The sequence below is a fragment of the Atlantibacter subterraneus genome (assembly GCF_007570865.1).
Taxonomy (GTDB): Bacteria; Pseudomonadota; Gammaproteobacteria; order Enterobacterales; family Enterobacteriaceae; genus Atlantibacter; species Atlantibacter subterraneus.
Genome location: NZ_VLPS01000003.1, coordinates 89,835 through 115,037, shown reverse-complemented (window position 1 = coordinate 115,037; position 25,203 = coordinate 89,835). Strand labels below are relative to the sequence as shown.

23 protein-coding genes are annotated in these 25,203 nt (G+C 54.3%); 12 read left to right on the top strand and 11 right to left on the bottom strand.

Annotation, left to right across the window (positions count from 1 at the left end):
* Positions 1–23 precede the first annotated feature (23 nt).
* The gene (gene cof, locus FND52_RS06325; RefSeq protein ID WP_144130122.1) at positions 24–842 is read right to left on the bottom strand and encodes an HMP-PP phosphatase; all 819 of its coding nucleotides are present in this window, start codon (positions 840–842) and stop codon (positions 24–26) included.
* A gap of 98 nt (positions 843–940) precedes the next feature.
* On the opposite strand from cof, the gene FND52_RS06320 reads away from it, so the two are divergent.
* The gene (locus FND52_RS06320; RefSeq protein ID WP_144130120.1) at positions 941–2,641 is read left to right on the top strand and encodes an SgrR family transcriptional regulator; all 1,701 of its coding nucleotides are present in this window, start codon (positions 941–943) and stop codon (positions 2,639–2,641) included.
* 70 nt (positions 2,642–2,711) lie between these two features.
* Entirely contained in the window at positions 2,712–3,407 is a 696-nt protein-coding gene (gene queC, locus FND52_RS06315) for a 7-cyano-7-deazaguanine synthase QueC (protein ID WP_125294081.1), read from the top strand.
* A 29-nt stretch (positions 3,408–3,436) separates the two neighbouring features.
* On the opposite strand, the gene FND52_RS06310 is transcribed toward queC, so the two are convergent.
* From FND52_RS06310 to bolA, 9 genes are all read right to left on the bottom strand, one after another.
* Positions 3,437–3,841: a YbgC/FadM family acyl-CoA thioesterase gene (locus tag FND52_RS06310; protein ID WP_125294080.1), complete on the bottom strand. Its 405-nt coding sequence runs from the start codon at positions 3,839–3,841 to the stop codon at positions 3,437–3,439.
* A 150-nt stretch (positions 3,842–3,991) separates the two neighbouring features.
* Positions 3,992–4,363 carry a ComEA family DNA-binding protein gene (locus FND52_RS06305; RefSeq protein ID WP_125294079.1) on the bottom strand — a complete coding sequence of 124 codons (372 nt, stop codon included), beginning with the start codon at positions 4,361–4,363 and terminating at the stop codon, positions 3,992–3,994.
* Between the two features lie 146 nt (positions 4,364–4,509).
* Positions 4,510–6,384: a peptidylprolyl isomerase gene (gene ppiD, locus FND52_RS06300; protein WP_144130118.1), complete on the bottom strand. Its 1,875-nt coding sequence runs from the start codon at positions 6,382–6,384 to the stop codon at positions 4,510–4,512.
* Between the two features lie 200 nt (positions 6,385–6,584).
* The gene (gene hupB / locus FND52_RS06295; protein ID WP_125294077.1) at positions 6,585–6,857 is read right to left on the bottom strand and encodes a nucleoid-associated protein HU-beta; all 273 of its coding nucleotides are present in this window, start codon (positions 6,855–6,857) and stop codon (positions 6,585–6,587) included.
* Between the two features lie 210 nt (positions 6,858–7,067).
* The gene (gene lon, locus FND52_RS06290; RefSeq protein WP_125294076.1) at positions 7,068–9,422 is read right to left on the bottom strand and encodes an endopeptidase La; all 2,355 of its coding nucleotides are present in this window, start codon (positions 9,420–9,422) and stop codon (positions 7,068–7,070) included.
* 182 nt (positions 9,423–9,604) lie between these two features.
* The gene (clpX, locus tag FND52_RS06285) at positions 9,605–10,879 is read right to left on the bottom strand and encodes an ATP-dependent protease ATP-binding subunit ClpX (RefSeq protein WP_144130116.1); all 1,275 of its coding nucleotides are present in this window, start codon (positions 10,877–10,879) and stop codon (positions 9,605–9,607) included.
* A gap of 132 nt (positions 10,880–11,011) precedes the next feature.
* The gene (clpP, locus tag FND52_RS06280; protein WP_125294074.1) at positions 11,012–11,635 is read right to left on the bottom strand and encodes an ATP-dependent Clp endopeptidase proteolytic subunit ClpP; all 624 of its coding nucleotides are present in this window, start codon (positions 11,633–11,635) and stop codon (positions 11,012–11,014) included.
* Between the two features lie 315 nt (positions 11,636–11,950).
* Positions 11,951–13,249 carry a trigger factor gene (gene tig, locus FND52_RS06275; RefSeq protein WP_144130114.1) on the bottom strand — a complete coding sequence of 433 codons (1,299 nt, stop codon included), beginning with the start codon at positions 13,247–13,249 and terminating at the stop codon, positions 11,951–11,953.
* A gap of 348 nt (positions 13,250–13,597) precedes the next feature.
* Positions 13,598–13,915: a transcriptional regulator BolA gene (bolA, locus tag FND52_RS06270; protein WP_125294072.1), complete on the bottom strand. Its 318-nt coding sequence runs from the start codon at positions 13,913–13,915 to the stop codon at positions 13,598–13,600.
* A gap of 301 nt (positions 13,916–14,216) precedes the next feature.
* Here bolA and FND52_RS06265 point away from each other — a divergent pair, with 301 nt between their 5' ends.
* The 8 genes from FND52_RS06265 to FND52_RS06230 all read left to right on the top strand — a co-directional run bounded on the left by FND52_RS06265 (position 14,217) and on the right by FND52_RS06230 (position 23,098).
* On the top strand, positions 14,217–14,795 hold the full coding sequence (locus FND52_RS06265; protein WP_125294071.1) for a lipoprotein: 579 nt from the start codon (positions 14,217–14,219) through the stop codon (positions 14,793–14,795).
* Between the two features lie 41 nt (positions 14,796–14,836).
* The gene (gene ampG, locus FND52_RS06260) at positions 14,837–16,312 is read left to right on the top strand and encodes a muropeptide MFS transporter AmpG (RefSeq protein ID WP_144130112.1); all 1,476 of its coding nucleotides are present in this window, start codon (positions 14,837–14,839) and stop codon (positions 16,310–16,312) included.
* Positions 16,313–16,803: 491 nt separating this feature from the next.
* Complete coding sequence (gene cyoA, locus FND52_RS06255; RefSeq protein ID WP_144130110.1) at positions 16,804–17,742, top strand: cytochrome o ubiquinol oxidase subunit II; 939 nt, start codon at positions 16,804–16,806, stop codon at positions 17,740–17,742.
* Positions 17,743–17,761: 19 nt separating this feature from the next.
* A complete protein-coding gene (cyoB, locus tag FND52_RS06250; protein WP_125294068.1) occupies positions 17,762–19,753 on the top strand; it encodes a cytochrome o ubiquinol oxidase subunit I in 1,992 nt (663 codons plus the stop codon).
* A complete protein-coding gene (locus tag FND52_RS06245; protein ID WP_125294067.1) occupies positions 19,743–20,363 on the top strand; it encodes a cytochrome o ubiquinol oxidase subunit III in 621 nt (206 codons plus the stop codon). The genes cyoB and FND52_RS06245 overlap by 11 nt, the downstream gene beginning before the upstream one ends.
* Complete coding sequence (locus tag FND52_RS06240) at positions 20,363–20,692, top strand: cytochrome o ubiquinol oxidase subunit IV (protein WP_125294066.1); 330 nt, start codon at positions 20,363–20,365, stop codon at positions 20,690–20,692. Before FND52_RS06245 ends, FND52_RS06240 begins: the two co-directional genes overlap by 1 nt.
* An 11-nt stretch (positions 20,693–20,703) precedes the next feature.
* Positions 20,704–21,591, top strand: a complete 888-nt coding sequence (gene cyoE / locus FND52_RS06235) for a heme o synthase (protein ID WP_125294065.1) — start codon at positions 20,704–20,706, stop codon at positions 21,589–21,591.
* Between the two features lie 139 nt (positions 21,592–21,730).
* Positions 21,731–23,098, top strand: a complete 1,368-nt coding sequence (locus FND52_RS06230; RefSeq protein WP_144130108.1) for an MFS transporter — start codon at positions 21,731–21,733, stop codon at positions 23,096–23,098.
* Between the two features lie 26 nt (positions 23,099–23,124).
* On the opposite strand, the gene FND52_RS06225 is transcribed toward FND52_RS06230, so the two are convergent.
* A complete protein-coding gene (locus FND52_RS06225) occupies positions 23,125–23,616 on the bottom strand; it encodes a YajQ family cyclic di-GMP-binding protein (protein ID WP_144130106.1) in 492 nt (163 codons plus the stop codon).
* A 113-nt stretch (positions 23,617–23,729) separates the two neighbouring features.
* Between FND52_RS06225 and panE the strand changes: the two genes are divergently transcribed.
* On the top strand, positions 23,730–24,644 hold the full coding sequence (gene panE / locus FND52_RS06220; RefSeq protein ID WP_125294062.1) for a 2-dehydropantoate 2-reductase: 915 nt from the start codon (positions 23,730–23,732) through the stop codon (positions 24,642–24,644).
* Positions 24,604–25,194 carry a protein deglycase YajL gene (yajL, locus tag FND52_RS06215; RefSeq protein WP_144130104.1) on the top strand — a complete coding sequence of 197 codons (591 nt, stop codon included), beginning with the start codon at positions 24,604–24,606 and terminating at the stop codon, positions 25,192–25,194. Before panE ends, yajL begins: the two co-directional genes overlap by 41 nt.
* The last annotated feature ends 9 nt before the right edge of the window (positions 25,195–25,203 follow it).

The window sequence follows — 25,203 nt, the reverse complement described above, 5'->3', positions numbered from 1 at the left end:
CCCGGCTTGCTGGAATGGCCTCGTCATTCGGGGGAATAAGTCAGGTTTGGAAAGTCCAGCCAATGAGTCAAATAGTGTGAAACCGCCTGGCTGCTGCAATGGCCGATCACCGGCAAATGCGGCAGCGCGGCTTTTAACTGCGCCATGGCGTTACCCATGATGAAGCCGTAACCGACGGCTTCGAGCATTTCGCGATCGTTCATCGCATCGCCAAACGCCATACAATCCTCCAGGCCGTAGCCGAGGTGCTGGCTCAATACCGCCAGCGCGGCACCTTTATTGCACCCTACCGGCAGAACCTCAAGGCAGTGATGCGCTGAGAAACAGAGATGCGCTTTATCGCCGAGGGCTTCGTTAAGCTGAATGCGCAGGCGGCAGAGATCGTCATGCTCGCCGCAGAAGCAAATCTTGGTGACCTGATGTGCCGGAATGCGTTTTACATCGCAAACCTGGTAGCGAAAGCCGGTAAACAAGTGGGCACTAAGGAGTTCCGGTAAATCATTTTGGGTGAACCAGCCATCATCGTTAAACACGTGCATCGATGATTCGGTATCCCAATGGCTGTGGGTCACGATTTCCGCCACTTCCGGAGCCAGGTCGGCGTGATGCAGTAACTCGCCCTGATAAGTATGGATGCGGGTGCCGTTGCCGGTAATCAAAAACGCATCGAGGGAGAGATCGGTGAGCAGATGGCGCATTTCCAGGGCATGACGCCCGGTGGCAAAGGCTAACGTAATGTCGCGTTCGCGCAGGCGATTCAGGGTTTTCAGGGTTTGTGCACCCAGCAAATGGTCCGGCATCAGCAGGGTGCCGTCCATATCAAATGCAGCCAGTCGCGCCATGGTTGTCCGCTCTCACATAATCTCACTCAGCCTGAAGTATCGCCTGGCATATGCGGAACAAATAGTGAATACTTTCCAAAATTTGTTCCGGATTTATTATGCGACTCGTTAATCGGCTTAATCAGTTTCAGCGTCTCTGGCAACCTTCCGCAGGCGAACCCCAGCGGGTGACCGTGGCGGAACTGGCCGAACGCTGTTTTTGCAGCGAACGGCATATCCGCACCCTGTTGCGCCAGCTGGAATCGGCAGGCTGGCTGCGCTGGCAAGCCCAGGCCGGGCGTGGAAAGCGCGGCGATTTAACCTTCCAGGTGACGCCCGAGCAGGTGCGCGCCGGGATGATGGAGCAGGTGCTTAATCGCGGCCAGCATAAAAACGCGCTGGAGCTGGCGCAGCTGGCACCCGATCAGCTACGACATCTTTTACAGCCGTTTCTCGGCGGCCAGTGGCAAAACGATACCCCTACGCTGCGTATTCCCTATTACCGCCCTCTGGAGCCGCTAACGCCAGGCTTTTTACCGGGCCGCGCCGAGCAACATCTGGCCGGACAAATCTATTCCGGCCTGACGCGGTTCGATGATGACGGCGAATTACCGGTCGGTGATTTGGCGCATCACTGGCGCATATCGCAAGACGGGCTGTGCTGGGATTTTTATCTGCGCTCCACGCTGCACTGGCATAACGGCAAGCCGGTGGAAACTCAGCAGTTGCAGCGCGCGCTTCAGTCGCTGCTGGCGGATCGGGAAATCGCCCGGCTGTTCGCCAGCGTGGCGCACCTGGAAGTGGTTCATGCCCAGTGCCTGCGCATTCGATTGCATCGCCCCGATTACTGGCTGGCGCACCGCTTAGCGCTGTATTGCAGCTGTCTGGCTCATCCGGATGAACCGGATATCGGCTGCGGGCCGTTCCGGCTGGCGCGCTTTGAAGCGGATTTAGTGCGCCTGGAAAGCCACGAGTTCTGGCATCTCAGCCATCCGCTGCTGAAGGCGGTGGAGTTCTGGATCACGCCGCAGCTTTTCGATCGCGAGATGGGCAACAGCTGTCGTCACCCGGTGCAGATCGCCATTGGCCAGCAGGATGAACTGGTCCATTTGAGGCCGGTCAGCAACAGTATTAGCCTCGGATTTTGCTATCTGGCGCTGCGCCGGGAGGGGAAACTATCACTGGCGCAATCCCGCTACCTGATTGACCTGATCCATCGCAGCGGCATGCTGGATACGCTGCCGCTGGATGAAGGGCTGATCACCCCCAGCAGCGAGATGCTGCCCGGCTGGCGGCTTCCCGAATGGGAGCCTGATGAAACAGCGCTGCCCGCCTCGCTAACCCTGGTGTATCACCTGCCGGTGGAACTGCATGCCATGGCCGAACAACTTAAGCGCTATCTGGCGGACAAAGGCTGCGAGCTGACGGTGCATTTTCATCCGGCAAAAACCTGGCACGGCTGCCAGCGACTGGGCGAAGCGGATTTAGTCATGGGCGATCGGCTAATCGGCGAGTCCCCGGCCTTTACGCTTGAGCAGTGGCTACGCTGCGACAATCTCTGGCCGCACGTGCTTACCGCTCGCCAGTTCGCGCATTTACAGGGAACGCTCGACGCGGTACAGCGTCAGCCGGATGAAACCCAGCGCCGGGAAGGAATGCGCGAGGTTTATACCACGCTAATGCAGGATGCCGCGATCACGCCGCTGTTTAATTATCGCTATCAGGTTAGCGCGCCGCCGGGCGTCAACGGTATTTGCATGAATGCCCGCGGCTGGTTCGATTTTACCCGCGCCTGGCTCCCACCGCCGGGTACACAGTGAAGAAGCTGGTGGCGCTAAGCCAACGGCGCTACCCTATGCGCCATCTACACAAAAGAACGAAAGGTTGACGATGAAACGTGCCGTTGTGGTTTTTAGCGGTGGACAAGACTCCACCACCTGCCTGATTCAGGCGCTGCATCAATATGACGAGGTGCATTGCGTCACATTCGATTATGGACAACGCCATCGTGCTGAAATCGAAATTGCCCAGCAACTGGCAGTCAAACTGGGTGCCCGCGCGCATAAAACCCTCGACGTCGGATTGCTCAACGAACTGGCGGTAAGCAGCCTGACTCGCGACAGCATCCCGGTGCCAGATTACGATCCCGACGCCAGCGGCATTCCCAGTACCTTTGTGCCTGGCCGCAATATTCTGTTTCTGACCCTGACGGCGATCTATGCCTATCAGGTGCAGGCGGAGGCGATCATTACCGGCGTATGCGAAACAGATTTTTCGGGCTATCCGGATTGCCGCGACGAATTCGTGAAGGCGCTTCACCAGGCGGTGAATTTAGGCATGGCCAGCAATATTCGTTTTGAAACGCCATTGATGTGGCTGAATAAAGCCGAAACCTGGGCGCTGGCGGATCGTTGGGGCAAACTGGATCTGGTACGCAACGAAACCCTGACCTGCTATAACGGCATCAAAGGCGACGGATGCGGCGAGTGCGCGGCCTGCAACCTGCGCGCCAACGGCCTGAACCAATACCTTGCGGATAAAGTGGGCGTGATGGCCCAGATGAAGCGTAAAACCGGGCTTAATTGATGAACAGGGCGGGTACCCGCCCTGTTTTATTATGCCTTGCCGACCATCGCTTCCAGACGCTCGCGCAACTCCCCTTCCAGCGGCAATGCCTTCTGGGTGCTCAGATCGATGCAGACAAAGGTGATTTGCGCGTCCGCCACCACCTGCCCTTCCGGTTCAAGCGTAATCACCTGGCTCAGGATGCCGCTTTTGCCATTTAACTGCTGCACCTGGCTGGTGACCTTCAATAAATCGCCCAGCACTGCCGGTCGCCGATAGTTGATGTTGATATTCACCACCACAAAAGCGATACGGTTAGCCGTCATCCACTGAAAGCCTTCCTCCTGTTCCAACCCATCCCAGCGCGCTTCCTCGAGAAATTCGAGATAACGGGCATTATTGACGTGCTGGTAAACATCCAGGTGATAACCGCGAACTTTAATGTGTGTCTGCATAGCGCAAGGGCCCTTGTTATCGCCGCGTGGGTTTCGCTTCGGAAGCGTAAACGCTGCGGTTCATTTTATGAGAGTAAGAGGTCACACCACTGGTATGACCTCCTTATCATGGCAAAGATTTACAACTCTGCAAGGTCCCGGTGCTGGCAGTTACAGTTTTATGCGCGCCAGATTACGTTCCACCAGCGAGTTCCCCATGCCGGGCACCTGTTTAAGGTCCTCCACGCTCTTAAAGGGGCCGTTCTCGTCACGGTAGTTAATAATCGCCTGCGCTTTCTTCATCCCGACGCCGTTGAGCGCTGAGGCCAATTCTTCCGCGCTGGCGTTGTTAATGCTCACGGTACGCTCTTCAGCTTCATCCGCCTTCACGGCTTTGTCTTTGGCCTGGGCCGCCGCGGCGTTTTCCGTTTTCGTCGCAGCCGCGTCAGCCTTCGCCGTTGACTGTACCGCCAGCGCGGGATAGCTGGTGAGGCCGCACGCAATAACCATTGCCAGACAGAATGCTTTAACACCTTGTTTCATGCTGTTTTCTCCTTGTTTGTTGACAGCAACGCCACCTTATCGGGCCGGGAGAAACACCACAAACAGCGAATATCAGAAATGGAAAAGGCCGCGAAAGCGGCCTTTGAGGTTTGCAAAAAATTGCAATTATGTGCGAGACGTCTCGATTATTGCTGCTGCTCGATGATGTCGCCCATTTTAATTTTTGCTTCTTTACGCAGGTTAGTCATCAGCGCGTCGAAGGCGATTTGGGCATTGTTCTGGGTGATGCCCTGGGTCATCGCTTTCTTCTGCTCTTCCGGCAGCGTACCGCTACGCACTTCGTCCAGCGCCACCAGCACGACGTTGCCCTGCATATCGTTAGCCACGCCGTAAGACGGCTTGTCTTTCGCGGGCAGCGGCAGCGCAAACGCAGCCTGGGAAATCGGGTCCTGACCGGTACGGCTCAGCGTTTTTTCAGCGCCAAAGCTCAGGCCTGCCGCTTTCAGCGCGTCATCGCCTTTACCCGCTTTCAGCTCGCCGATCAGCTTATCGGCATCCAGTTTCGCCTGCTGTTCCGCTTTCTGCTTTTTGATATCCGCAACCACCTGGTCACGCACGTCCGCCAGCGGTTTCACCGCTTCCGCTTTGTGCTCGGTGACTCGCAGCACAAACGCGCGATCGCCTTCCACGGTAATGATGTCGGAGTTGCTGCCCGGGGTGCCGTTTTCGCCAACCAGACCGCCGTTAAAGATCGCGTCGGCAACCGGTTTGAAGTTCAGCTCTTCCGGCAGGGAGTCGCGACTGAACCAGCCGGTCTCCACCGCTTTCACGCCGGCAACCTGCTCAGCGCCCGCCAGCGATTCGTTATCGTTGCTCGCGGCATCGCTCACTTTCTGCTGCAGGGCGAAGAACGCGGTAACGCCTTTCTCCTGCTTCACTTTCTCGGCGATGGCGTCACGCACTTCAGACAGCGGCTTCACCTTGGCCGGTTGAACGTCGTCAAGACGCGCCACCAGGAAACCAACCGAGGATTTGATCACGCCGGAAAGTTGTCCTTTTTCTTTCAGGCCAGCGGTTTTCAGCTCATCCGGCGTGGTAGCGTCTTCCAGCCACCCCATATCGCCGCCGTTACGGGCAGAAATAATGTCAGCAGATTTTTCTTTCGCGAGGGTAGCGAAATCAGAACCGGCTTTCAGAGCATCCAGCACCGCTTTGGCTTCATCTTCCGTTTTGGTCTGGATGATGCTGTAGCGGTTACGCTGCGGCTGGCCGTACTGATCCTGATGCTCATCGTACCAGGCCTGGATCTCTTCATCGCTGACGCTTTCGTTCATGGCAGCGGCATCCAGTTTGATGTAGCTGACGCGGAACTGTTCCGGCGCGATAAAGCGGTTTTTATTCTGCTCGTAGAAGCCGTTGACCTCAGCATCAGTCACGGTTTGCTTCGCAGCCAGCGCGGCGACATCAATCGTGGCTTCGCGCACGACGCGCTGCTGCGCGACCAGCGCCGCCAGCTCATCGGTTTCGTTCGCCAGCATAAAATCGGTGCCGACGATGGCATTGATCAGCTGCTGAGTCATCAACTGGTTACGCAATGACTGAGCATACTGATCCGGCGTCATGCCAATATTGTTGATGACGGCGGTATAACGGGCGTTATCAAATTTGCCGTTGCTCTGGAAGGCAGGCTCTTTAAAGATCGCCTGTTTGATTTGTTCGTCGCTGATGCCGAGGCCGAGTTTTTTGGCGTACTGATCGAGCAGCGCTTCATCAATCATGCGCGACAGCACCTGCTGACGCATGGCTTTCATGTAGTTTTCATTGGCAGCCAGTTCAGAAAACTGATCGCCCAACTGCTGCTGTTGACGATTGCGTTCGCTGGCGACCGCATTTTCAAACTGGGCGCGGCCGATTTCCTGGCCGTTCACTTTCGCGGCGTAATTATTGTTACCGCCAATCAGGTAACCACTCACGCCGGTCAGAATGAACGACACGATAATGATACCGAAAATAATCTTGAGTACGACGCTGTTCGCAGCCGTACGTAAGTTGTCCATCATGGTGTAACAACGCTCCGCTGTAGATGACAGTAAATCCTGCTGGCGCTCACCCGAGGGTGCCGCTTCGCGCAAAGGCGTATTGTGACAAGAAACCGGGGCGGTTGTCAGCCCACAGGACTAAAAAGTCACCCAGATAATAAAAAAGGCACATCTCGCGATGCGCCCTTTGCCCTTTACCATCGAAACCGTAGAGGGAAAAATCAGTTTACCGCGTCTTTCAGTGCCTTGCCTGCACGGAAACCCGGTACTTTTGCTGCTGCAATGGTGATCTCTTTGCCAGTTTGCGGGTTGCGGCCAGTACGGGCAGCGCGCTCGCGGACAGAGAAAGTACCAAAGCCAACTAACGCCACGTCATCTCCGGATTTCAGAGATTCGGTAACAGAGCCAATCAGAGCATCTAACGCACGTCCAGCCGCGGCTTTAGAAATATCAGCATCGGCGGCAATTTTGTCTATCAGTTGAGATTTATTCACGCTTCTCTTCCTCTCATTATTATTTATATCGCCCCCGAATCCTTCATGGAGCGACCGCGCAGCAGTTATATCAGGCCTGTCATGCCCTTACAACAGCATTAGTTGATGACATAATCAGTCAGCCATCTAAATTAGCGATACAAAAAAAAGCTGGCAAGCACCAAATGGCTTACCAGCTCTGATTTTATCTATGCAGTATGCGTTAGGTCACTATTTTGCCGTGACAACCTGCATTCCCGAGGGTTCATTCTGCAGCGCCAGGGTTAACACCTCTTCGATACGCTTCACCGGATGGATGTCCAGATCGGCGATAACGTTGTCCGGAATCTCTTCCAGGTCGCGTTTATTCTCGTAAGGAATTAACACGGTTTTAATGCCGCCGCGGTGTGCCGCCAGCAGTTTTTCCTTCAAACCGCCGATCGGCAGAACCTGCCCACGCAGGGTGATCTCGCCCGTCATGGCGACATCGGCGCGCACCGGGTTGCCCGTCAAGCAGGAGACCAGCGCGGTACACATGGCGATACCTGCGCTCGGGCCGTCTTTCGGGGTCGCCCCTTCCGGTACGTGAACGTGGATGTCGCGTTTTTCGTAAAAATCAGAATTAATACCCAATTTTTCCGCGCGCGCACGCACCACGGTCAGCGCTGCCTGAATAGATTCCTGCATCACTTCACCCAGCGAGCCGGTATAAGTCAGCTTGCCTTTACCCGGTACGCAGGCGGTTTCGATGGTCAGCAGATCGCCACCCACTTCGGTCCAGGCCAGACCGGTCACCTGGCCAACGCGGTTTTCGTTGTCCGCACGACCGTAGTCGAAGCGCTGAACGCCGAGGTAATCTTTCAGATTATCGCCGTTAATTTCGATGTGCTTGAGCTCTTTCTCCAGCAGCAGCTGTTTAACCGCTTTACGGCACAGCTTCGAAATTTCACGTTCCAGGCCACGTACCCCGGCTTCACGGGTGTAATAACGGATGATGCCGATGATCGCGCTGTCGTCCACCGTGATTTCGCCTTTTTTCAGGGCGTTACGTTCAATCTGCTTCGGCAGCAGGTGACGTTTGGCAATGTTCAGTTTTTCATCTTCGGTATAACCCGACAGGCGAATCACCTCCATACGATCCAGCAGCGGAGCCGGGATGTTCATGGAGTTAGACGTCGCCACAAACATCACGTCGCTGAGATCGTAATCCACTTCCAGATAGTGGTCGTTAAACGCCACGTTCTGTTCCGGATCCAACACCTCAAGCAGCGCCGACGCCGGATCGCCACGCATATCCGACGACATTTTGTCGATCTCATCCAGCAGGAACAGCGGGTTTCTGACCCCTACTTTCGCCATTTTCTGGATCAGTTTGCCCGGCATGGAACCGATGTAAGTCCGGCGGTGACCGCGGATTTCCGCTTCATCACGCACCCCGCCCAGCGCCATACGCACGTATTTACGTCCGGTGGCACGCGCAATGGACTGGCCCAGCGAGGTTTTACCTACCCCCGGCGGCCCGACCAGGCACAGGATTGGGCCTTTAATTTTATTGACGCGACTCTGCACCGCAAGATATTCAAGGATGCGGTCTTTCACACGGCCTAAGCCGTAGTGATCGGTATCGAGGATTTCCTGGGCCTGGCGCAGATCTTTTTTCACTTTACTGCGCGCGTTCCACGGAACCTGTACCATCCAGTCGATATAGCTGCGCACGACGGTCGCTTCCGCAGACATCGGCGACATCATTTTCAGCTTCATCAACTCGGCATCGGCTTTTTCTTTAGCCTCTTTCGGCATTTTGGCCGCGTCGATTTTGCGTTTTAAGGCTTCGTTTTCATCCGGCGCATCGTCCATTTCGCCCAGTTCTTTCTGGATGGCTTTCATTTGCTCATTCAGATAGTACTCGCGCTGGCTCTTCTCCATCTGCTTCTTCACGCGGTTGCGAATGCGTTTCTCAACCTGCAGCAGATCGATTTCTGACTCCATCATCGCCATCAGATATTCGAGACGTTCGTTAACGTCTGACATCTCCAGCACCGACTGTTTATCGGCCAGTTTCAACGGCATATGCGCGCCGATGGTGTCTGCCAGGCGTGCAGGATCGTCAATGCTGTTCAGCGACGTCAGCACTTCTGGCGGGATTTTTTTATTGAGTTTGATGTAGCCTTCAAACTGGCTGATAGCGGTGCGGACCAGCACTTCTTGCTCGCGTTCATCAATCGCCGGGGATTCCAGATACTCGGCCCGTGCAGAAAAGTGTTCGCCATCGTCAGAGAGCGCGGTAATGCGCGCGCGCTGTAAACCTTCAACCAGTACTTTTACCGTGCCGTCCGGCAGTTTCAGCATCTGTAAAATTGACGCTACGGTTCCCACGGTAAACAAATCATTCACACCCGGCTCATCCGTCGACGCTTCTTTCTGTGCAACCAGCATGACTTTTTTGTCATGATCCATTGCGGCTTCCAGGCAGCGGATAGATTTCTCCCGTCCCACGAACAAAGGGATAACCATGTGCGGATAAACCACCACGTCGCGCAACGGCAACACAGGGATTTCAATGCGTTCAGAACGCTCAGGATTCATAGAGCTCTCTCTTAGTTTAGTTTCCGCCAGGCGATGGGGCGCACGTGAAATTCACGGCATCACCAACAAGTAGAACAGTATATGGGGATGTTTCCCGGACATTCAATGTCAGGAATGCAGGAAAAATAAAAGGGGGACCAAATCCCCCTAATATTTTATAACTGATTGTCAGGACAGGCGAATTATTCGCCTGATGCCTGCTGTGCTTCTGGCTTACCGTAAATTAACAGCGGTTCTGACTGGCCGCCGATCACGGACTCGTCAATCACCACTTTCTCCACGTCTTCCATGGACGGCAGATCGTACATGGTGTCGAGCAGCGCGCCTTCCACGATGGAACGCAGACCACGCGCGCCGGTTTTGCGAGACATGGCTTTCTTCGCGATGGCTTCCAGCGCTTCGTCACGGAATTCCAGCTCAACGCCTTCCAGATTAAACAGCGCCTGGTACTGCTTGGTCAGGGCGTTTTTCGGCTCTTTGAGGATCTGGATCAGCCCTTCTTCACTCAGTTCGCTCAGCGTTGCCACCACCGGCAGACGGCCAATGAACTCTGGGATCAAACCGAACTTGATTAAATCTTCCGGTTCAACCTGAGTCAGCAGTTCGCCTTCGGTGGCTTTCTGAGATTTGCCTTTCACCGTCGCGCCAAAACCAATACCGGAGCCGGTTTCTACGCGATTAGCGATCACTTTATCCAGACCGGCAAATGCGCCGCCGCAGATAAACAGAATTTTTGAGGTATCAACCTGCAAGAATTCCTGCTGCGGATGCTTGCGTCCACCCTGCGGCGGAACGGCAGCCACGGTACCTTCAATCAGTTTCAGCAACGCCTGCTGCACGCCTTCACCGGACACATCGCGAGTGATGGACGGGTTATCAGACTTGCGGGAAATCTTGTCGATTTCATCGATGTACACAATACCGCGCTGGGCTTTCTGCACGTCGTAATCACATTTCTGCAGCAGTTTCTGAATGATATTTTCAACGTCTTCACCCACATAACCGGCTTCGGTCAGGGTGGTGGCGTCCGCCATGGTAAACGGAACATCCAGCAGGCGGGCCAGCGTTTCGGCCAGCAGGGTTTTACCGCTACCGGTCGGGCCGATCAGCAGAATGTTACTTTTACCCAGCTCTATGCCGTTTGAGCTATCGCCGTTACGCAGACGTTTGTAGTGGTTGTAGACCGCCACCGCCAGGACTTTTTTGGCCTGTTCCTGACCGATAACGTAATCGTCCAGATGGTTGCGGATTTCATGTGGCGTCGGCAGCGCGCTACGTTCGCGGTGCGGCGCCACTTCTTTAATCTCTTCGCGAATAATGTCGTTGCATAAATCGACACACTCGTCGCAGATATACACTGACGGGCCAGCAATCAGTTTACGCACTTCGTGCTGGCTCTTGCCGCAAAAAGAGCAGTACAGCAGTTTGCCTGAGCCGTCTTTGCGCTTATCTGTCATGAGTCAAAACCTCTTTTCTGTTCTTTGTGCCGCACACGACGACGCAATGCCATTCTCAGGCGCAAACCGAAGTTTGCGCACAATGAGCCGCCTACTGACACCCTATAGTATAGCGGCCCATTGCCGCAGGTATCACTGACGGTGAGTTAAAATGGAGTCAACCAATCCATACTCTACAGCCTGATCTGCTGAGAGGAAACGGTCGCGCTCGGTATCTCTTTCGATCTGCTCCAGCGATTGACCCGTGTGCTGCGCCATAAGTTCATTCATACGCGCTTTTACTTTCAAAATTTCACGCGCATGGATTTCGATATCCGTCGCCTGACCCTGATAGCCGCCCAGCGGCTGGTGGATCATCACGCGTGAGTTCGGCAGGCAGAAACGCTTGCCTTTCGCCCCGGCGGTTAACAGGAACGCGCCCATTGAGGCCGCCTGGCCCATACAAATGGTGCTGACATCCGGTTTGATAAACTGCATGGTGTCGTAAATCGACATGCCCGCAGTAATCACGCCGCCCGGCGAGTTGATGTACAGGTAAATATCTTTTTCCGGGTTCTCTGCTTCCAGGAACAGCATCTGCGCCACAATCAGGTTAGCCATGTGATCTTCAACCTGACCGGTCAAAAAGATAACGCGTTCCTTGAGCAGGCGGGAAAAAATATCGTAAGAACGCTCACCACGTGAGGTTTGCTCCACAACCATAGGCACCAGGGCCATATGGGGTGCCATGACTTCTCGTTCGCCGCTGTATGACATTTCCGTCTCCTGGAAAAAATTAAGTAACCTGTCGCACTGATTTTACTTGAGACCGTGACGAATGACCACGCTACCGGGTCTTGTCACCCTTCAGGACGGATTATCAGCCAGAGTCCCTATCCACAATAGATCAAATTTTCTGTTTGTTGATGCGGATATATCTTTGTTTATGGGGTTTATCGCCCTCAGTTTCAAGCATAACAACCTTTTCATGTTACGCGAATATTGAAACTGCGGTTTATCCGTCCTTGCCTTAACTGCAGGCGAAAAAAAGCCCGTCGCTGTAGGACGGGCCTGATACAACGTTGGCGTGGCTTACGCCTGCTGGTTCATCAGCTCGTTGAAGGTGGTCGCTTGTTCGGTCACTTTGGCTTTCGCCAGAACCGCTTCAACCGCCTGCTCTTCCAGGGCGACGTTGCGCATGTTGTCCATCAGCTCTTTGTTTTTGCTGTAGAACTCGATAACTTCGCTCGGATCTTCGTATGCAGAAGCCATTTCTTCGATCAGCGCTTTAACGCGGTCTTCGTCGGCTTTCAGCTCGTTGGTGCGGATCACTTCGCCCAGCAGCAGGCCAACGACAACGCGGCGTTTCGCCTGCTCTTCGAACAGTTCACGCGGCAGTTCCAGCGCTTGTTTCTCGTTGCCGCCGAAACGCTGTGCAGCCTGACGGCGCAGCACGTCGATTTCGCCGTCGATCAGCGCAGCAGGAACGTCGATGTCGTTCGCTTTCACCAGACCTTCGATAGCCTGAGACTTGATGCGGTTACGCACCGCGCCTTTCAGCTCGCGATCCATGTTTTTACGCACTTCGGTACGCAGACCAGCAACGGAACCGTCTTCAACGCCAAAGCGTTTGATGAAGTCTTCGGTCAGTTCCGGCAGTTCGCGCTGCTCAACTTTCTTCAGAACGATCGCGAACTTCGCCGCTTTCCCTTTCAGGTTTTCAGCGTGGTACTCTTCCGGGAAGGTCACGTCGATGGTGAATTCGTCACCGGCTTTGTGGCCTTTAACGCCTTCTTCGAAGCCCGGGATCATACGGCCCTGGCCCATCGCCAGTACGAAGTCAGACGCTTTGCCGCCTTCGAACTCTTCGCCGTCAACAGAACCGGTGAAGTCGATGGTGACGCGATCTTCGTCGCCAGCAGCTTCAGTGGTTTCGGTCCAGGTCGCCTGCTGCTTGCGCAGGGTGTCCAGCATGCCGTCAACGTCTTCGTCGGTCACTTCAACAACCGGCTTAACGACTTCGATGGATTCCAGATCTTTCAGTTCGACTTCCGGGTAAACTTCGAATTCAACCGCGTAAGTGAAGTCTTCGCCCAGCTTGTATTCGCCCGGAACATAGTTCGGAGCGCCAGCCGGATTGATTTTTTCTTTAATGATAGCGTCAACGAAATGACGGCTCATCAGATCGCCCAGCACATCCTGACGCACGGAAGCGCCATAACGCTGAGCAACGACGTTCATCGGTACTTTGCCCTTACGAAAGCCGTCAATGCGCACTTTCTTCGCCACGTTGACCAGCTCGCTTTTCACAGCGTTTTCGATGCTGTCAGCAGCGATAGTAATCGTTACACGGCGCCCAAGGCCCTGAGTGGTTTCAACTGAAACTTGCATCTTGTTACCTCAAAAAATCACAGTGCTCGGTCAACTCTGGAAGCCGTTGATTATTCGCTTCGCAGAACCAGGATGCTTTCTGAATCAGAATCACATTCCCTGTCGTCAGAATCATCCCGAAGACATTCCGAAAAATAAGACGCAGCATTATAGCGGCATCACTATGGTGAGTCGAGAAAAGCAACCACGCGACTCTGTGGCTTTTTTCACAATTCCCGGCGGAGCTTCGCCTGAAATCTGCCGTTTCGCCTGGTTTTCAGACAAAACAAAACGGCCCGCAGGCCGTTTCTTAGAAACTCTGTCTGGCGCAACATACTGGAAAAAGTCCTGCTGTTGCAAATTCAATGTTCAGGCTATGGTTCCTGCACCTCGACATGGCGGTGACGCAAAAATAGTGTCTTGCAGACTTTCCCACTCTTTAGCGCTGTAAGTATGCAGGGCTAAAGCATGTACCGTAGTCGACAACTCCTCCGTCAACGTGCCGTAAATCAGGCGGTGGCGATTCAGAAAACGTTCCCCTACAAAACGATCGCTAACCAGAACGACTTTGAAATGACTTTCCGAGCCGGCCGGAACATTATGGCGATAGCTTTCATCCACAACTTCGAGGAATACGGGATCAAACGCTGCCCTGAGTTTTGTTTCTATTTGCTCACGTATCATCATGATTTCACTCCTCCGACAACGCTGCGATGCTATCCATCACTTTAAATGTTAGTCGCCTTTACTGGCTTCATAACAGATTATCAACAAATATTTAGCTTTTATCCCATTTTCTCATCGTAACGGGTGATTTAACCTGCCACAAGGGCCATACGAAGGTTGTAACGCAAGGAAAACCGGGTGAAAGGTCATAAAAAGCACAACGCGATGAATTTACATGCGTTGCCACTTCCCCTCGCTGATGGCGATGCTATGATGGCGAGAATTTTCTTCATTATGCTTACATGTACGTTGAGACCCTGAAATGTTAAAAAAATTATTTTTCCCGCTGATGGCGCTGTTTATGTTAGCTGGATGCGCTACACCGCCGACCACCATTGACGTTTCCCCAAATATTGCCCTGCCGCAGCAGGACCCGAGCCTGATGGGCGTGACCATCAGCATTAACGGTGCTGACCAGCGTCCGGATCAGGCGCTGTCAAAAGTGACCCGCGACAACCAAATCGTTACCCTGACCGCCTCCCGCGACCTGCGCTTCCTGCTGCAGGAAGTGCTGGAGAAGCAGATGACCGCGCGCGGTTACATGATTGGACCAAGCGGCGCAGTGCAGTTGCAGATCATTGTTAACCAGCTGTACGCCGACGTGTCACAGGGCAATGTGCGTTACAACATCGCCACCAAAGCCGATATTTCTATCGTCGCGGTTGCTAACAACGGCAACAAGATGACCAAAAACTATCGCGCGAGCTACAACGTTGAAGGCGCATTCCAGGCGACCAATAAAAATATCGCCAACGCCGTTAACTCCGTCCTGACCGATACCATCGCCGATATGGCGCAGGACACCAGCGTTCATGAGTTCATCAAGCAGAACGCCCGCTAATTGACTTAGAGGCCCGGCTTGCCGGGCCTTGTATTTTCCCGATGCCCAATCACTATCTGCGTATTTTCCAACAGCCTAAGTCAGCCGTTTTGCTGATGCTGGGTTTTGCTTCCGGCCTGCCCCTCGCCCTGACGTCCGGTACGCTTCAGGCGTGGATGACGGTCGAAAATATCGATCTCAAAACCATTGGTTTCTTCTCGCTGGTCGGCCAGGCCTATGTGTTTAAGTTTCTGTGGTCGCCGGCGATGGACCGCTATACCCCGCCGCTGCTGGGCCGCCGTCGCGGCTGGCTGGTTATTACTCAAATTCTGCTGCTGATCGCAATTGCGGCGATGGGTTTTCTTGAGCCTTCCACGCAGCTGCGCTGGATGGCGGCGCTGGCGGTCATCATCGCGTTCTGCTCCGCATCCCAGGATATCGTTTTCGACGCCTGGAAAACGGACGTGCTGTCGGCGGAAGAGCGCGGCGCGGGCGCGGCGATCAGCGTGCTGGGCTATCGCCTGGCGATGCTGGTTTCCGGCGGGCTGGCTTTATGGCTGGCGGATCGCTGGCTCGGCTGGCAGGCCACCTACTGGCTGATGGCCGCGCTCCTGATCCCATGTATCATAGCGACGCTGCTGGCCCCTGAACCCAGCGACGCGATCCCGGTGCCCAAAACGCTCCAGCAAGCGGTAGTGGAACCGCTGCATGACTTTTTTGGCCGCAACAACGCCTGGCTGATTTTGCTGCTGATCGTGCTGTATAAGTTGGGTGACGCCTTCGCCATGAGCCTGACCACCACGTTTTTGATACGCGGCGTCGGCTTTGATGCCGGGGAAGTCGGCGTGGTGAATAAATCGCTTGGCCTGCTCGCCACGATTATCGGCGCGCTGTACGGCGGAGTGCTGATGCAGCGTCTGACGCTGTTCCGTGCGCTGCTGATCTTCGGCATTTTGCAGGGGGCCTCAAATGCCGGTTACTGGCTGTTGTCGATTACCGACAAGCATATGGTGACCATGGCCAGCGCGGTGTTTTTCGAAAACCTGTGCGGCGGGATGGGGACGGCGGCGTTCGTCGCCCTGCTGATGACGCTGTGTAATAAATCGTTCTCAGCAACCCAGTTCGCGCTGCTCTCTGCCCTGTCGGCGGTTGGACGCGTTTACGTCGGGCCGGTGGCGGGCTGGTTTGTGGAAGCCCACGGCTGGCCGACGTTTTACCTGTTCTCAGTGATCGCCGCGGTGCCGGGCATACTGCTGCTACTGGTATGCCGCAGTACGCTGGAATTTACCCAACAAACCGAAACCTTTATGCCGCGCACGGTGTATGCAGGCGCGTACCGGGTGGCACTAAAAGTGCTGATGGTCAGCGGCGTTATCCTGCTGGTATGGCTGGGCGTGCTGATTGCCAATGCCTTACAGCTCACCCGGCTGCCGGTCGAGACGGCACTGTTTGAACTGGGGATTGCCCTGGCGCTGGGTGGGATTCTGGCCGGTGCGGTGTTGGATTTCCTGGCACTGAAAAAAACAGCGCAGCGCTAATTTCGCTTAAATAATGAACGTTATTTTTCGTTATTTTCCGTGGTAATCACGGAGGGTAATGAAAATAACGTTAGCCAGCGGCAAATTAGCGGCAAAAAATTGTTTTTTTGTGCCCTTAAACTTCTGGAATTTATAAACCGAAAAAAGCGCAATAATTTCCCTTTATCGATTCAGCCAGTGCCAGATTAATTTTCCGTGAATTAATTGTCCTATATTTGATATATTTTTGTTAAGTTTTTGTATATCATTCGAATTGGTTATACCAATTATCCGGCATAAAAAATTTAACAATCCTGATTTGTTATAACGGCCGCCAGCCCGCATTTTTGCTGTATATTTGAAATAAGTTGCAACATCTGTGATAGGCATGGCAGAACCCGGTAACACCTCGCTGACAGAATGCCATTAATGTTTACAGTGTTGTAACCTTCCCGTAAAATGCCGGCACACTTTAACCGCCACCAGAATCCCCCCTGAATTGAGGTCGTTAAATGAGACTCAGGAAATACAATAAAAGTTTGGGATTGTTGTCATTAATCGCGGGTACTGTATTACTCAGTGGCTGTGATTCTGCGCTTCTCAACCCAAAAGGACAGATTGGACTCGAGCAACGTTCGTTGATACTGACCGCCCTCGGGCTGATGTTGATCGTCGTTATCCCTGCTATCGTGATGGCGATCGGCTTTGCCTGGAAATATCGGGCGACCAACAAGGATGCTAAATACAGCCCCAACTGGTCACACTCTAACAAGGTGGAAGCTGTTGTCTGGACCATTCCTATCCTTATCATTATCTTCCTCGCCGTACTGACCTGGAAAACCACGCACGCACTTGAGCCCAGCAAACCGCTGGATCACGACGCGAAGCCGGTGACCATTGAAGTGATCGCGATGGACTGGAAATGGTTCTTCATCTATCCGGAGCAGGGCATCGCGACGGTGAACGAAATCGCTTTCCCGGCCAACACCCCGGTGGAATTCAAAATCACCTCTAACTCGGTGATGAACTCCTTCTTTATTCCGCGCCTGGGCAGCCAGATTTACGCGATGGCGGGCATGCAGACCAAACTGCATCTCATCGCCAACGAAGCTGGCACCTATGACGGCCTTTCCGCTAACTACAGTGGTGCAGGTTTCTCCGGCATGAAGTTCAAAGCTATTGCGACGCCGGACAACGAAACCTTCAACCAGTGGGTGGCTAAAGCTAAGCAATCGCCGACCGTAGTCAACGATATGGCGACTTACGAGAAGCTGGCAGCCCCAAGCGAATTTAACAAAGTCGAATACTTCTCCAGTGTTAAACCGAATCTGTTTGTCGATGTGATTAACAAATTCATGGGACACGGGAAAAGCATGGACGTGACTCAGTCGGAAGGGGAGCACAACGCTCACGAAGGCATGGACATGAATCACGCGGAAACCTCTCACTAAGGGGCCGAGGAATAATACGATGTTCGGAAAACTTACACTGGATGCAATTCCGTACCATGAGCCGATTATCATGGTTACGGTGGCTGCAATTATCGTCGGAGGCGCGGCGTTACTGGCAGCTATCACTTACTTCGGTAAGTGGTCATATTTATGGAATGAGTGGCTTACGTCAGTAGACCATAAACGCCTGGGTATCATGTATATCCTGGTGGCGATTGTCATGCTGGTCCGTGGTTTCGCGGACGCCATTATGATGCGTACCCAGCAGTTGCTGGTTTCTGCGGGCGAAACGGGCTTCCTGCCGCCGCACCACTACGATCAGATCTTTACCGCCCACGGCGTTATCATGATCTTCTTCGTGGCGATGCCGTTCGTTATCGGTCTGATGAACATTGTTGTTCCCTTGCAGATCGGCGCACGCGACGTGGCCTACCCGTTCCTGAACAACCTGAGCTTCTGGTTCACGGTGGTTGGGGTGATTCTGGTGAACGTTTCCCTGGGGGTCGGCGAATTTGCCCAGACCGGCTGGGTGGCGTATCCGCCGCTATCAGGCATTGAATACAGTCCCGGCGTGGGGGTCGACTACTGGATCTGGAGTCTCCAGCTATCCGGTATCGGTACGACGCTGACCGGTATCAACTTCTTCGTGACCATCCTGAAGATGCGTACCCCGGGCATGACCATGTTCAAAATGCCGGTCTTCACCTGGGCGTCACTGTGTACTAACGTACTGATTATCGTCTCGTTCCCAATTTTAACCGTCACTATCGCGTTGCTAACCCTGGACCGCTATCTGGGCACCCATTTCTTTACCAATGATATGGGCGGCAACATGATGATGTACGTGAACCTGATCTGGGCCTGGGGCCATCCGGAAGTGTACATCCTGGTGCTGCCGGTGTTTGGCGTGTTCTCTGAAGTCACCTCGACCTTCTCCAGAAAACGTCTGTTCGGTTACACCTCGCTGGTATGGGCGACTATCGCGATTACGGTTCTGTCGTTCATCGTTTGGCTGCACCACTTCTTCACCATGGGCAGCGGCGCGAACGTTAACGCCTTTTTTGGTATCACCACGATGATTATCGCCATCCCGACCGGGGTGAAGATCTTCAACTGGCTGTTCACCATGTACCAGGGCCGTATTCAGTTCCACTCCGCGATGCTGTGGACCATCGGCTTTATCATCACCTTCTCCATTGGTGGGATGACCGGGGTACTGCTGGCGGTACCGGGCGCGGACTTCGTTCTGCACAACAGCCTGTTCCTGATTGCGCACTTCCATAACGTCATCATTGGCGGCGTGGTGTTCGGTTGTTTTGCCGGTATGACCTACTGGTGGCCGAAAGCCTTCGGTTACACCATGAACGAAACCTGGGGCAAACGCGCTTTCTGGTTCTGGATCATCGGCTTCTTCGTGACCTTTATGCCGCTGTATGCAATGGGCTTCATGGGTATGACCCGTCGCGTCAGCCAGGACATCGACCCGATGTTTATGCCGCTGATGGTGGTAGCTGAAATCGGCGCACTGCTGATTGCCTGCGGTATCCTGTGCATCGTGATGCAGATTTTCGTCAGCGTCCGCGACCGCAACAAAAACCGCGATCTGACCGGTGACCCGTGGGGCGCGCGTACCCTGGAGTGGGCAATCGCTTCTCCGCCGCCGTTCTATAACTTCGCGGTACTGCCGGAAGTTCACGAGCGCGACGCATTCTGGGAAATGAAAGAAAAAGGTGAAGCTTACAAACAGCCTGCGCACTATGAAGAAATTCATATGCCGAAAAACAGCGCTGCGGGTATCTACATCGGCTTGTTCAGCACCATCTTCGGTTTTGCCATGATCTGGCATATCTGGTGGCTGGCGATTATCGGCTTCGCCGGTATCGTGATCACCTGGATTGCGAAGAGCTTTGATGAAGACGTGGATTACTACGTACCCGTTGCTACCATCGAAAAACTGGAAAATCAGCATTTCGACGAAATTACCAAAGCAGGGCTGAAAAATGTCAACTGAGACCATTAATGACGCGCTGGCCCATGGCAACCATGAACATGGGCACCACCACGATGCAGGAGCCAATAAGGTATTTGGCTTCTGGATCTACCTGATGAGCGACTGCATTCTCTTTGCATGTCTGTTTGCGACTTATGCCGTTCTGGTGAACGGCACTGCCGGGGGACCAACCGGCAAGGATATTTTCGAACTGCCGTTTGTGCTGGTTGAAACTTTCCTGCTGTTGTTCTCCTCCATCACGTATGGCATGGCGATGATCGCCATGAACAAAAACAACCAGGGCCAGGTCATGTCCTGGCTGGCCCTGACCTTCCTGTTTGGCGCAGGCTTCGTTGGGATGGAAATCTATGAATTCCATCACCTGATCGCAGAAGGCTGGGGGCCGGATCGTAGCGGCTTCCTGTCCGGCTTCTTCGCGCTGGTCGGTACCCACGGTCTGCACGTGACCTCCGGTCTGATCTGGATGGCGATCATGATGATTCATGTTTCCCGTCGCGGCCTGACCCATAACAACCGCGCCCGCCTGATGTGCCTGAGTATGTTCTGGCACTTCCTGGACGTGGTCTGGATTTGCGTATTCTCTGTAGTCTATCTGATGGGGGCGATGTAATGAGTCATTCTACCGATCACGCTGGCGCTCATCACGGCGGCGTCAAAACCTACCTTATCGGGTTCATCCTGTCAGTTATTCTGACCGTGATCCCGTTCTGGATGGTGATGAGCGGCACCGCCTCACAGGGCACGCTTCTCGGTGTGGTTGTGGCAACAGCCGTGGTACAGATTCTGGTTCACCTGGTGTGCTTCCTGCACATGAACGCCTCCTCCGAGGAGCGCTGGAACCTGGTGGCCTTTGTCTTTACGTTGCTGATTATCGCAATCGTAGTGGTAGGTTCTATCTGGATCATGTGGAGCCTTAACGAGAACATGATGGTTCACTAAGAGCGGCACGTATGATTAAGCAATACCTGCAAGTCACGAAACCAGGAATTATTTTCGGCAATTTAATTTCTGTCATTGGGGGATTTTTGCTGGCCTCGAAGGGCAGTATTGATTATCCCCTGTTCATTTACACGCTGTCAGGCGTATCGCTGGTAGTGGCTTCGGGTTGTGTTTACAACAACGTCATTGACCGTGATATCGACCGCAAGATGGAAAGGACGAAAAACCGGGTGCTGGTTAAGGGCCTGATTTCGCCGAACGTAACGCTGGTTTACGCCACCTTGTTGGGTATTGCTGGCTTCATGCTGCTGTGGTTTGGCGCGAATCCGCTCGCCATGTGGCTGGCCGTAATGGGCTTTGTGGTTTATGTCGGCGTTTACAGCCTGTACATGAAGCGCAACTCCGTTTACGGCACGCTGATTGGTAGCCTCTCCGGCGCTGCGCCGCCGGTGATTGGCTACTGCGCGGTCACTAACGAGTTTGATACCGGCGCGGCTATCCTGCTGGCTATCTTTAGTCTCTGGCAGATGCCGCACTCGTATGCGATTGCCATCTTCCGTTTCAAAGATTACCAGGCGGCGAACATCCCGGTTCTGCCGGTTGTAAAAGGGATTTCGGTCGCGAAAAACCATATTACGCTGTACATCATCGCCTTCGCCGTGGCGACGCTGATGCTCTCGCTGGGCGGTTATGCCGGATATAAATATCTGGTGGTGGCTGCGGCGGTGAGCGTCTGGTGGCTGGGCATGGCGCTCAAGGGCTACAAAGTGGAAGATGACAGAGTGTGGGCGCGTAAGCTGTTCGTGTTCTCCATCGTCGCGATTACCTCGTTGAGCTTTATGATGTCCATCGACTTTATGGTGCCCGACTCGCATAATCTTTTGACTTACGTCTGGTAATTTCCAAAAAGGGTGCTACGGCACCCTTTTTTAATAACGCCTTCCTCGCTTAATCCCTGTAATATTCGCTCACCAACCGGTAATTTATCCTCCCCCTCTCACCTATATAATTAGTGCCGGTTTTTCATCTGAGGTGGTAATGAACGACAATAAAATGACCCCGCTTGAGCGACGCGCAACGTGGGGCCTGGGAACCGTTTTTTCGCTCCGAATGTTGGGCATGTTTATGGTGTTACCGGTTCTCACCACGTACGGCATGGCGCTTCAGGGTGCCAGCGAAGCCTTAATCGGCCTGGCGATTGGCATCTATGGTCTGGCGCAGGCGGTGTTTCAAATTCCTTTCGGCCTGCTTTCCGACCGCATTGGTCGTAAGCCGTTAATCATCGGCGGGCTGGCGATTTTTGTGCTGGGCAGCGTGATTGCGGCGATGACCGACTCGATCTGGGGCGTGATTTTAGGCCGCGCGCTACAGGGTTCCGGCGCGATTGCCGCTGCGGTGATGGCCCTGCTGTCTGATTTAACCCGCGAGCAAAACCGCACCAAAGCCATGGCGTTTATCGGCGTCAGTTTCGGCGTCACCTTTGCTATCGCCATGGTAATCGGGCCGATCGTCACCCATGCACTGGGCCTGCATGCACTGTTCTGGATGATCGCCATTCTGGCAACGCTGGGTATTTTACTGACGCTGTGGGTGGTTCCCAACAGCGAAAATCACGTGCTCAACCGCGAATCGGGCATGGTGAAAGGCTGCTTCAGCAAAGTGCTGGCCAACAAAAAATTGCTCAAGCTGAATATCGGCATTATGTGCCTGCATATTCTGCTGATGTCGACCTTCGTCGCCCTCCCCCACCAGCTGGAAGCGGCAGGCTATCCGGCGGCGGAGCACTGGAAAATTTATCTGGTCACCATGCTGATCGCCTTTGTGTCGGTGGTGCCGTTTATTATTTACGCCGAAGTGAAGCGCCGCATGAAGCGGGTGTTTGTGTTCTGCATTATGGTGATCGCCATTGCCGAAGTGGTGCTGTGGGGGGCGGGTCCGCTACTGTGGCAGCAAATCCTCGGCATCCAGCTGTTCTTTGTGGCGTTTAACTTAATGGAGGCGCTGCTGCCGTCGCTGATCAGTAAAGAATCCCCGGCGGGTTATAAAGGCACGGCGATGGGCGTTTACTCCACCAGCCAGTTTTTAGGCGTGGCGATTGGCGGCTCGCTCGGCGGCTGGCTGGCGCAGTATTTCGATACCCAAACGGTATTTTTAGCTGGCGCACTGCTGGCCGCGCTGTGGCTGATGGTAGGTTTTACCATGGACGAACCGCCCTACGTCAGCAGCATTCGCGTTGAGCTACCGGAAGATGTGCAGGCCGATGAAGCGCTGAAAACGCGGCTGTTAGCCAAAGCGGGGGTTAGCGAAGCGGTGGTGGTACCGCAGGAGCACAGCGCTTACGTCAAAATCGACAGCAAAGTCACCAATCGGTTTGAGATCGAACAGGTGGTTAAAGGGCTGGTGTAAAAAAAGGCCGGTTGCCCGGCCTTTTATCAATCACGGAAGTTTTTGAACTGGAACGGCTGGCCTAAATCACCGCCGCGCACCAGCGCCATCACGGCCTGCAGGTCGTCGCGCGATTTCCCGGTGATGCGGATCTCTTCACCCTGGATTTGCGCCTGCACTTTCAGCTTGCTGTCTTTAATCAGCTTAACGATTTTCTTGGCGATGGAGGATTCGATGCCCTGCTTTAGTTTGGCATCCACGCTCCAGTTTTTACCGCTGTGCACGAACTCTTCCGGCACCTCGATAGAACTGCCTTCAATGCCGCGCTTGAGCAGCTTGGCGCGCAGAATATCGATCAGCTGATTGACCTGGAAATCGGACTCGCTCAGCACTTTAATGGTCTGGTTTTTATCGTTCAGTTCGAATTCCGCCGTCACGCCGCGAAAATCGAAACGTGACTCAACTTCGCGGGTCGCATTGTCCACTGCGTTGCGAACTTCCTGAAGGTCGACTTCAGATACGATGTCAAAAGATGGCATGTTTTGTTCTCCCTCTCTCTGTGTGCGTTGCATAATACCCGCAACGTTACATAAAACAACACGTATCAACCCCAGGACAAAACACCTGGCGCGACGGCAGGTGAGGAGAAATCATGAAAATTACCGTACTGGGATGTGGTGCATTGGGGCAACTCTGGCTGATCGCGCTGTTACGACAGGGTCATGAGCTTCAGGGATGGCTGCGCATTCCCCAACCCTTTTGCAGTATAGACCTCCAGGATACTGACGGAACCATCTATAACGAGTCGATCATTGCCAACGACCCCGACTTTCTGGCGCAGAGCGATTTGCTGTTAGTGACGCTCAAAGCGTGGCAAGTCTCGGACGCGGTAACGCCGCTGGCGAAAATACTTCCCGCCTCAAGTCCGATTCTGTTAATCCACAACGGCATGGGAACGCGTGAAGAGTTAAGCCGGGTCGAGCAACCCCTGTTGATGGGTGCCACCACCCACGCCGCCCGGCGCGACGGCAGCGTGATCACCCATGTCGCCAACGGCATTACCCATATCGGCCCGGCCAATCCACAGGGCAAGGATTACAGCGACCTGGCGGAACAGCTGCACCAGGCTTTGCCGGATGTGGCATGGCATGACGATATTAATGCCTCATGCTGGAAAAAGCTGGCGGTAAACTGCGTGATCAACCCGCTCACCGCCCTGCTCGACTGCCCGAACGGCGAACTGCGTCATCATCCGGATCAGATTGACGAAATCTGCCAGGAAGTGGCGCAGGTCATGGTACGCGAGGGTTATCACACCTCGCCGGAAAGCCTGCGTTACTTCGCCGATCAGGTGATCGACAGCACCGCCGAAAATATTTCCTCAATGCTGCAAGACATCCGAATGCAGCGCCATACTGAAATTGATTACATCACGGGTTACCTGCTGCGCCGCGCCCGCGCCCACGGGTTGGTGCTTCCGGTTAACAACCGTCTTTATGAACGCGTTAAGCGAAAGGAGAGTGAATATGAGCGCATCGGCACTGATCTGCCTCGCCCCTGGCACTGAAGAGACCGAAGCGGTCACCACCATCGATTTGCTGGTGCGCGGCGGGATTGCCGTGACCACCGCCAGCGTCGCCAGCGATGGCGATCTGACGATTGTCTGCTCGCGCGGCGTGAAGCTGCTGGCGGACGCGCCGCTGGTGGAAGTGGCCGACGGTGATTATGACGTGATTGTGCTGCCTGGCGGCCTGAAAGGCGCAGAGTGCTTTCGCGACAGCCCGCTGCTGGTGGAAACGGTGCGCCAGTTCCATTTATCCGGACGGCTGGTGGCGGCGATGTGCGCCTCGCCGGGTACGGTGCTGATCCCGCACGATCTGTTCCCGCTCGGCAATATGACAGGCTTCCCGGGCCTCAGGCACACCATCCCGGAAGAGAAATGGATGGAGAAACGCGCTTATTACGATGACCGCGTCAAACTGCTGACCAGCCAGGGACCAGGCACCTCGATAGATTTCGCGCTGAAGATCATCGACCTGCTGGTGGGCAAAGAAAAAGCCGCCGAAGTGGCGGCTCAGTTAGTGCTGGCGTCGGGTATCTATAACTACCGCGACTGAATGCCGTGC

Excerpts from the sequence above, each read along its gene's own strand:
- FND52_RS06265 (WP_125294071.1), top strand. The coding sequence starts at position 14,217 with ATGTTAAAAAAATTATTTTTCCCGCTGATGGCGCTGTTTATGTTAGCT.
- clpP (WP_125294074.1), bottom strand. The coding sequence starts at position 11,635 with ATGTCATACAGCGGCGAACGAGAAGTCATGGCACCCCATATGGCCCTG.
- ppiD (WP_144130118.1), bottom strand. The coding sequence starts at position 6,384 with ATGATGGACAACTTACGTACGGCTGCGAACAGCGTCGTACTCAAGATT.
- lon (WP_125294076.1), bottom strand. The coding sequence starts at position 9,422 with ATGAATCCTGAGCGTTCTGAACGCATTGAAATCCCTGTGTTGCCGTTG.
- bolA (WP_125294072.1), bottom strand. The coding sequence starts at position 13,915 with ATGATGATACGTGAGCAAATAGAAACAAAACTCAGGGCAGCGTTTGAT.
- FND52_RS06245 (WP_125294067.1), top strand. The coding sequence starts at position 19,743 with ATGTCAACTGAGACCATTAATGACGCGCTGGCCCATGGCAACCATGAA.
- cyoE (WP_125294065.1), top strand. The coding sequence starts at position 20,704 with ATGATTAAGCAATACCTGCAAGTCACGAAACCAGGAATTATTTTCGGC.
- queC (WP_125294081.1), top strand. The coding sequence starts at position 2,712 with ATGAAACGTGCCGTTGTGGTTTTTAGCGGTGGACAAGACTCCACCACC.
- yajL (WP_144130104.1), top strand. The coding sequence starts at position 24,604 with ATGAGCGCATCGGCACTGATCTGCCTCGCCCCTGGCACTGAAGAGACC.
- clpX (WP_144130116.1), bottom strand. The coding sequence starts at position 10,879 with ATGACAGATAAGCGCAAAGACGGCTCAGGCAAACTGCTGTACTGCTCT.
- FND52_RS06310 (WP_125294080.1), bottom strand. The coding sequence starts at position 3,841 with ATGCAGACACACATTAAAGTTCGCGGTTATCACCTGGATGTTTACCAG.
- cyoA (WP_144130110.1), top strand. The coding sequence starts at position 16,804 with ATGAGACTCAGGAAATACAATAAAAGTTTGGGATTGTTGTCATTAATC.
- panE (WP_125294062.1), top strand. The coding sequence starts at position 23,730 with ATGAAAATTACCGTACTGGGATGTGGTGCATTGGGGCAACTCTGGCTG.
- FND52_RS06320 (WP_144130120.1), top strand. The coding sequence starts at position 941 with ATGCGACTCGTTAATCGGCTTAATCAGTTTCAGCGTCTCTGGCAACCT.
- FND52_RS06240 (WP_125294066.1), top strand. The coding sequence starts at position 20,363 with ATGAGTCATTCTACCGATCACGCTGGCGCTCATCACGGCGGCGTCAAA.
- tig (WP_144130114.1), bottom strand. The coding sequence starts at position 13,249 with ATGCAAGTTTCAGTTGAAACCACTCAGGGCCTTGGGCGCCGTGTAACG.
- cof (WP_144130122.1), bottom strand. The coding sequence starts at position 842 with ATGGCGCGACTGGCTGCATTTGATATGGACGGCACCCTGCTGATGCCG.
- ampG (WP_144130112.1), top strand. The coding sequence starts at position 14,837 with ATGCCCAATCACTATCTGCGTATTTTCCAACAGCCTAAGTCAGCCGTT.
- cyoB (WP_125294068.1), top strand. The coding sequence starts at position 17,762 with ATGTTCGGAAAACTTACACTGGATGCAATTCCGTACCATGAGCCGATT.
- FND52_RS06225 (WP_144130106.1), bottom strand. The coding sequence starts at position 23,616 with ATGCCATCTTTTGACATCGTATCTGAAGTCGACCTTCAGGAAGTTCGC.
- FND52_RS06230 (WP_144130108.1), top strand. The coding sequence starts at position 21,731 with ATGAACGACAATAAAATGACCCCGCTTGAGCGACGCGCAACGTGGGGC.
- FND52_RS06305 (WP_125294079.1), bottom strand. The coding sequence starts at position 4,363 with ATGAAACAAGGTGTTAAAGCATTCTGTCTGGCAATGGTTATTGCGTGC.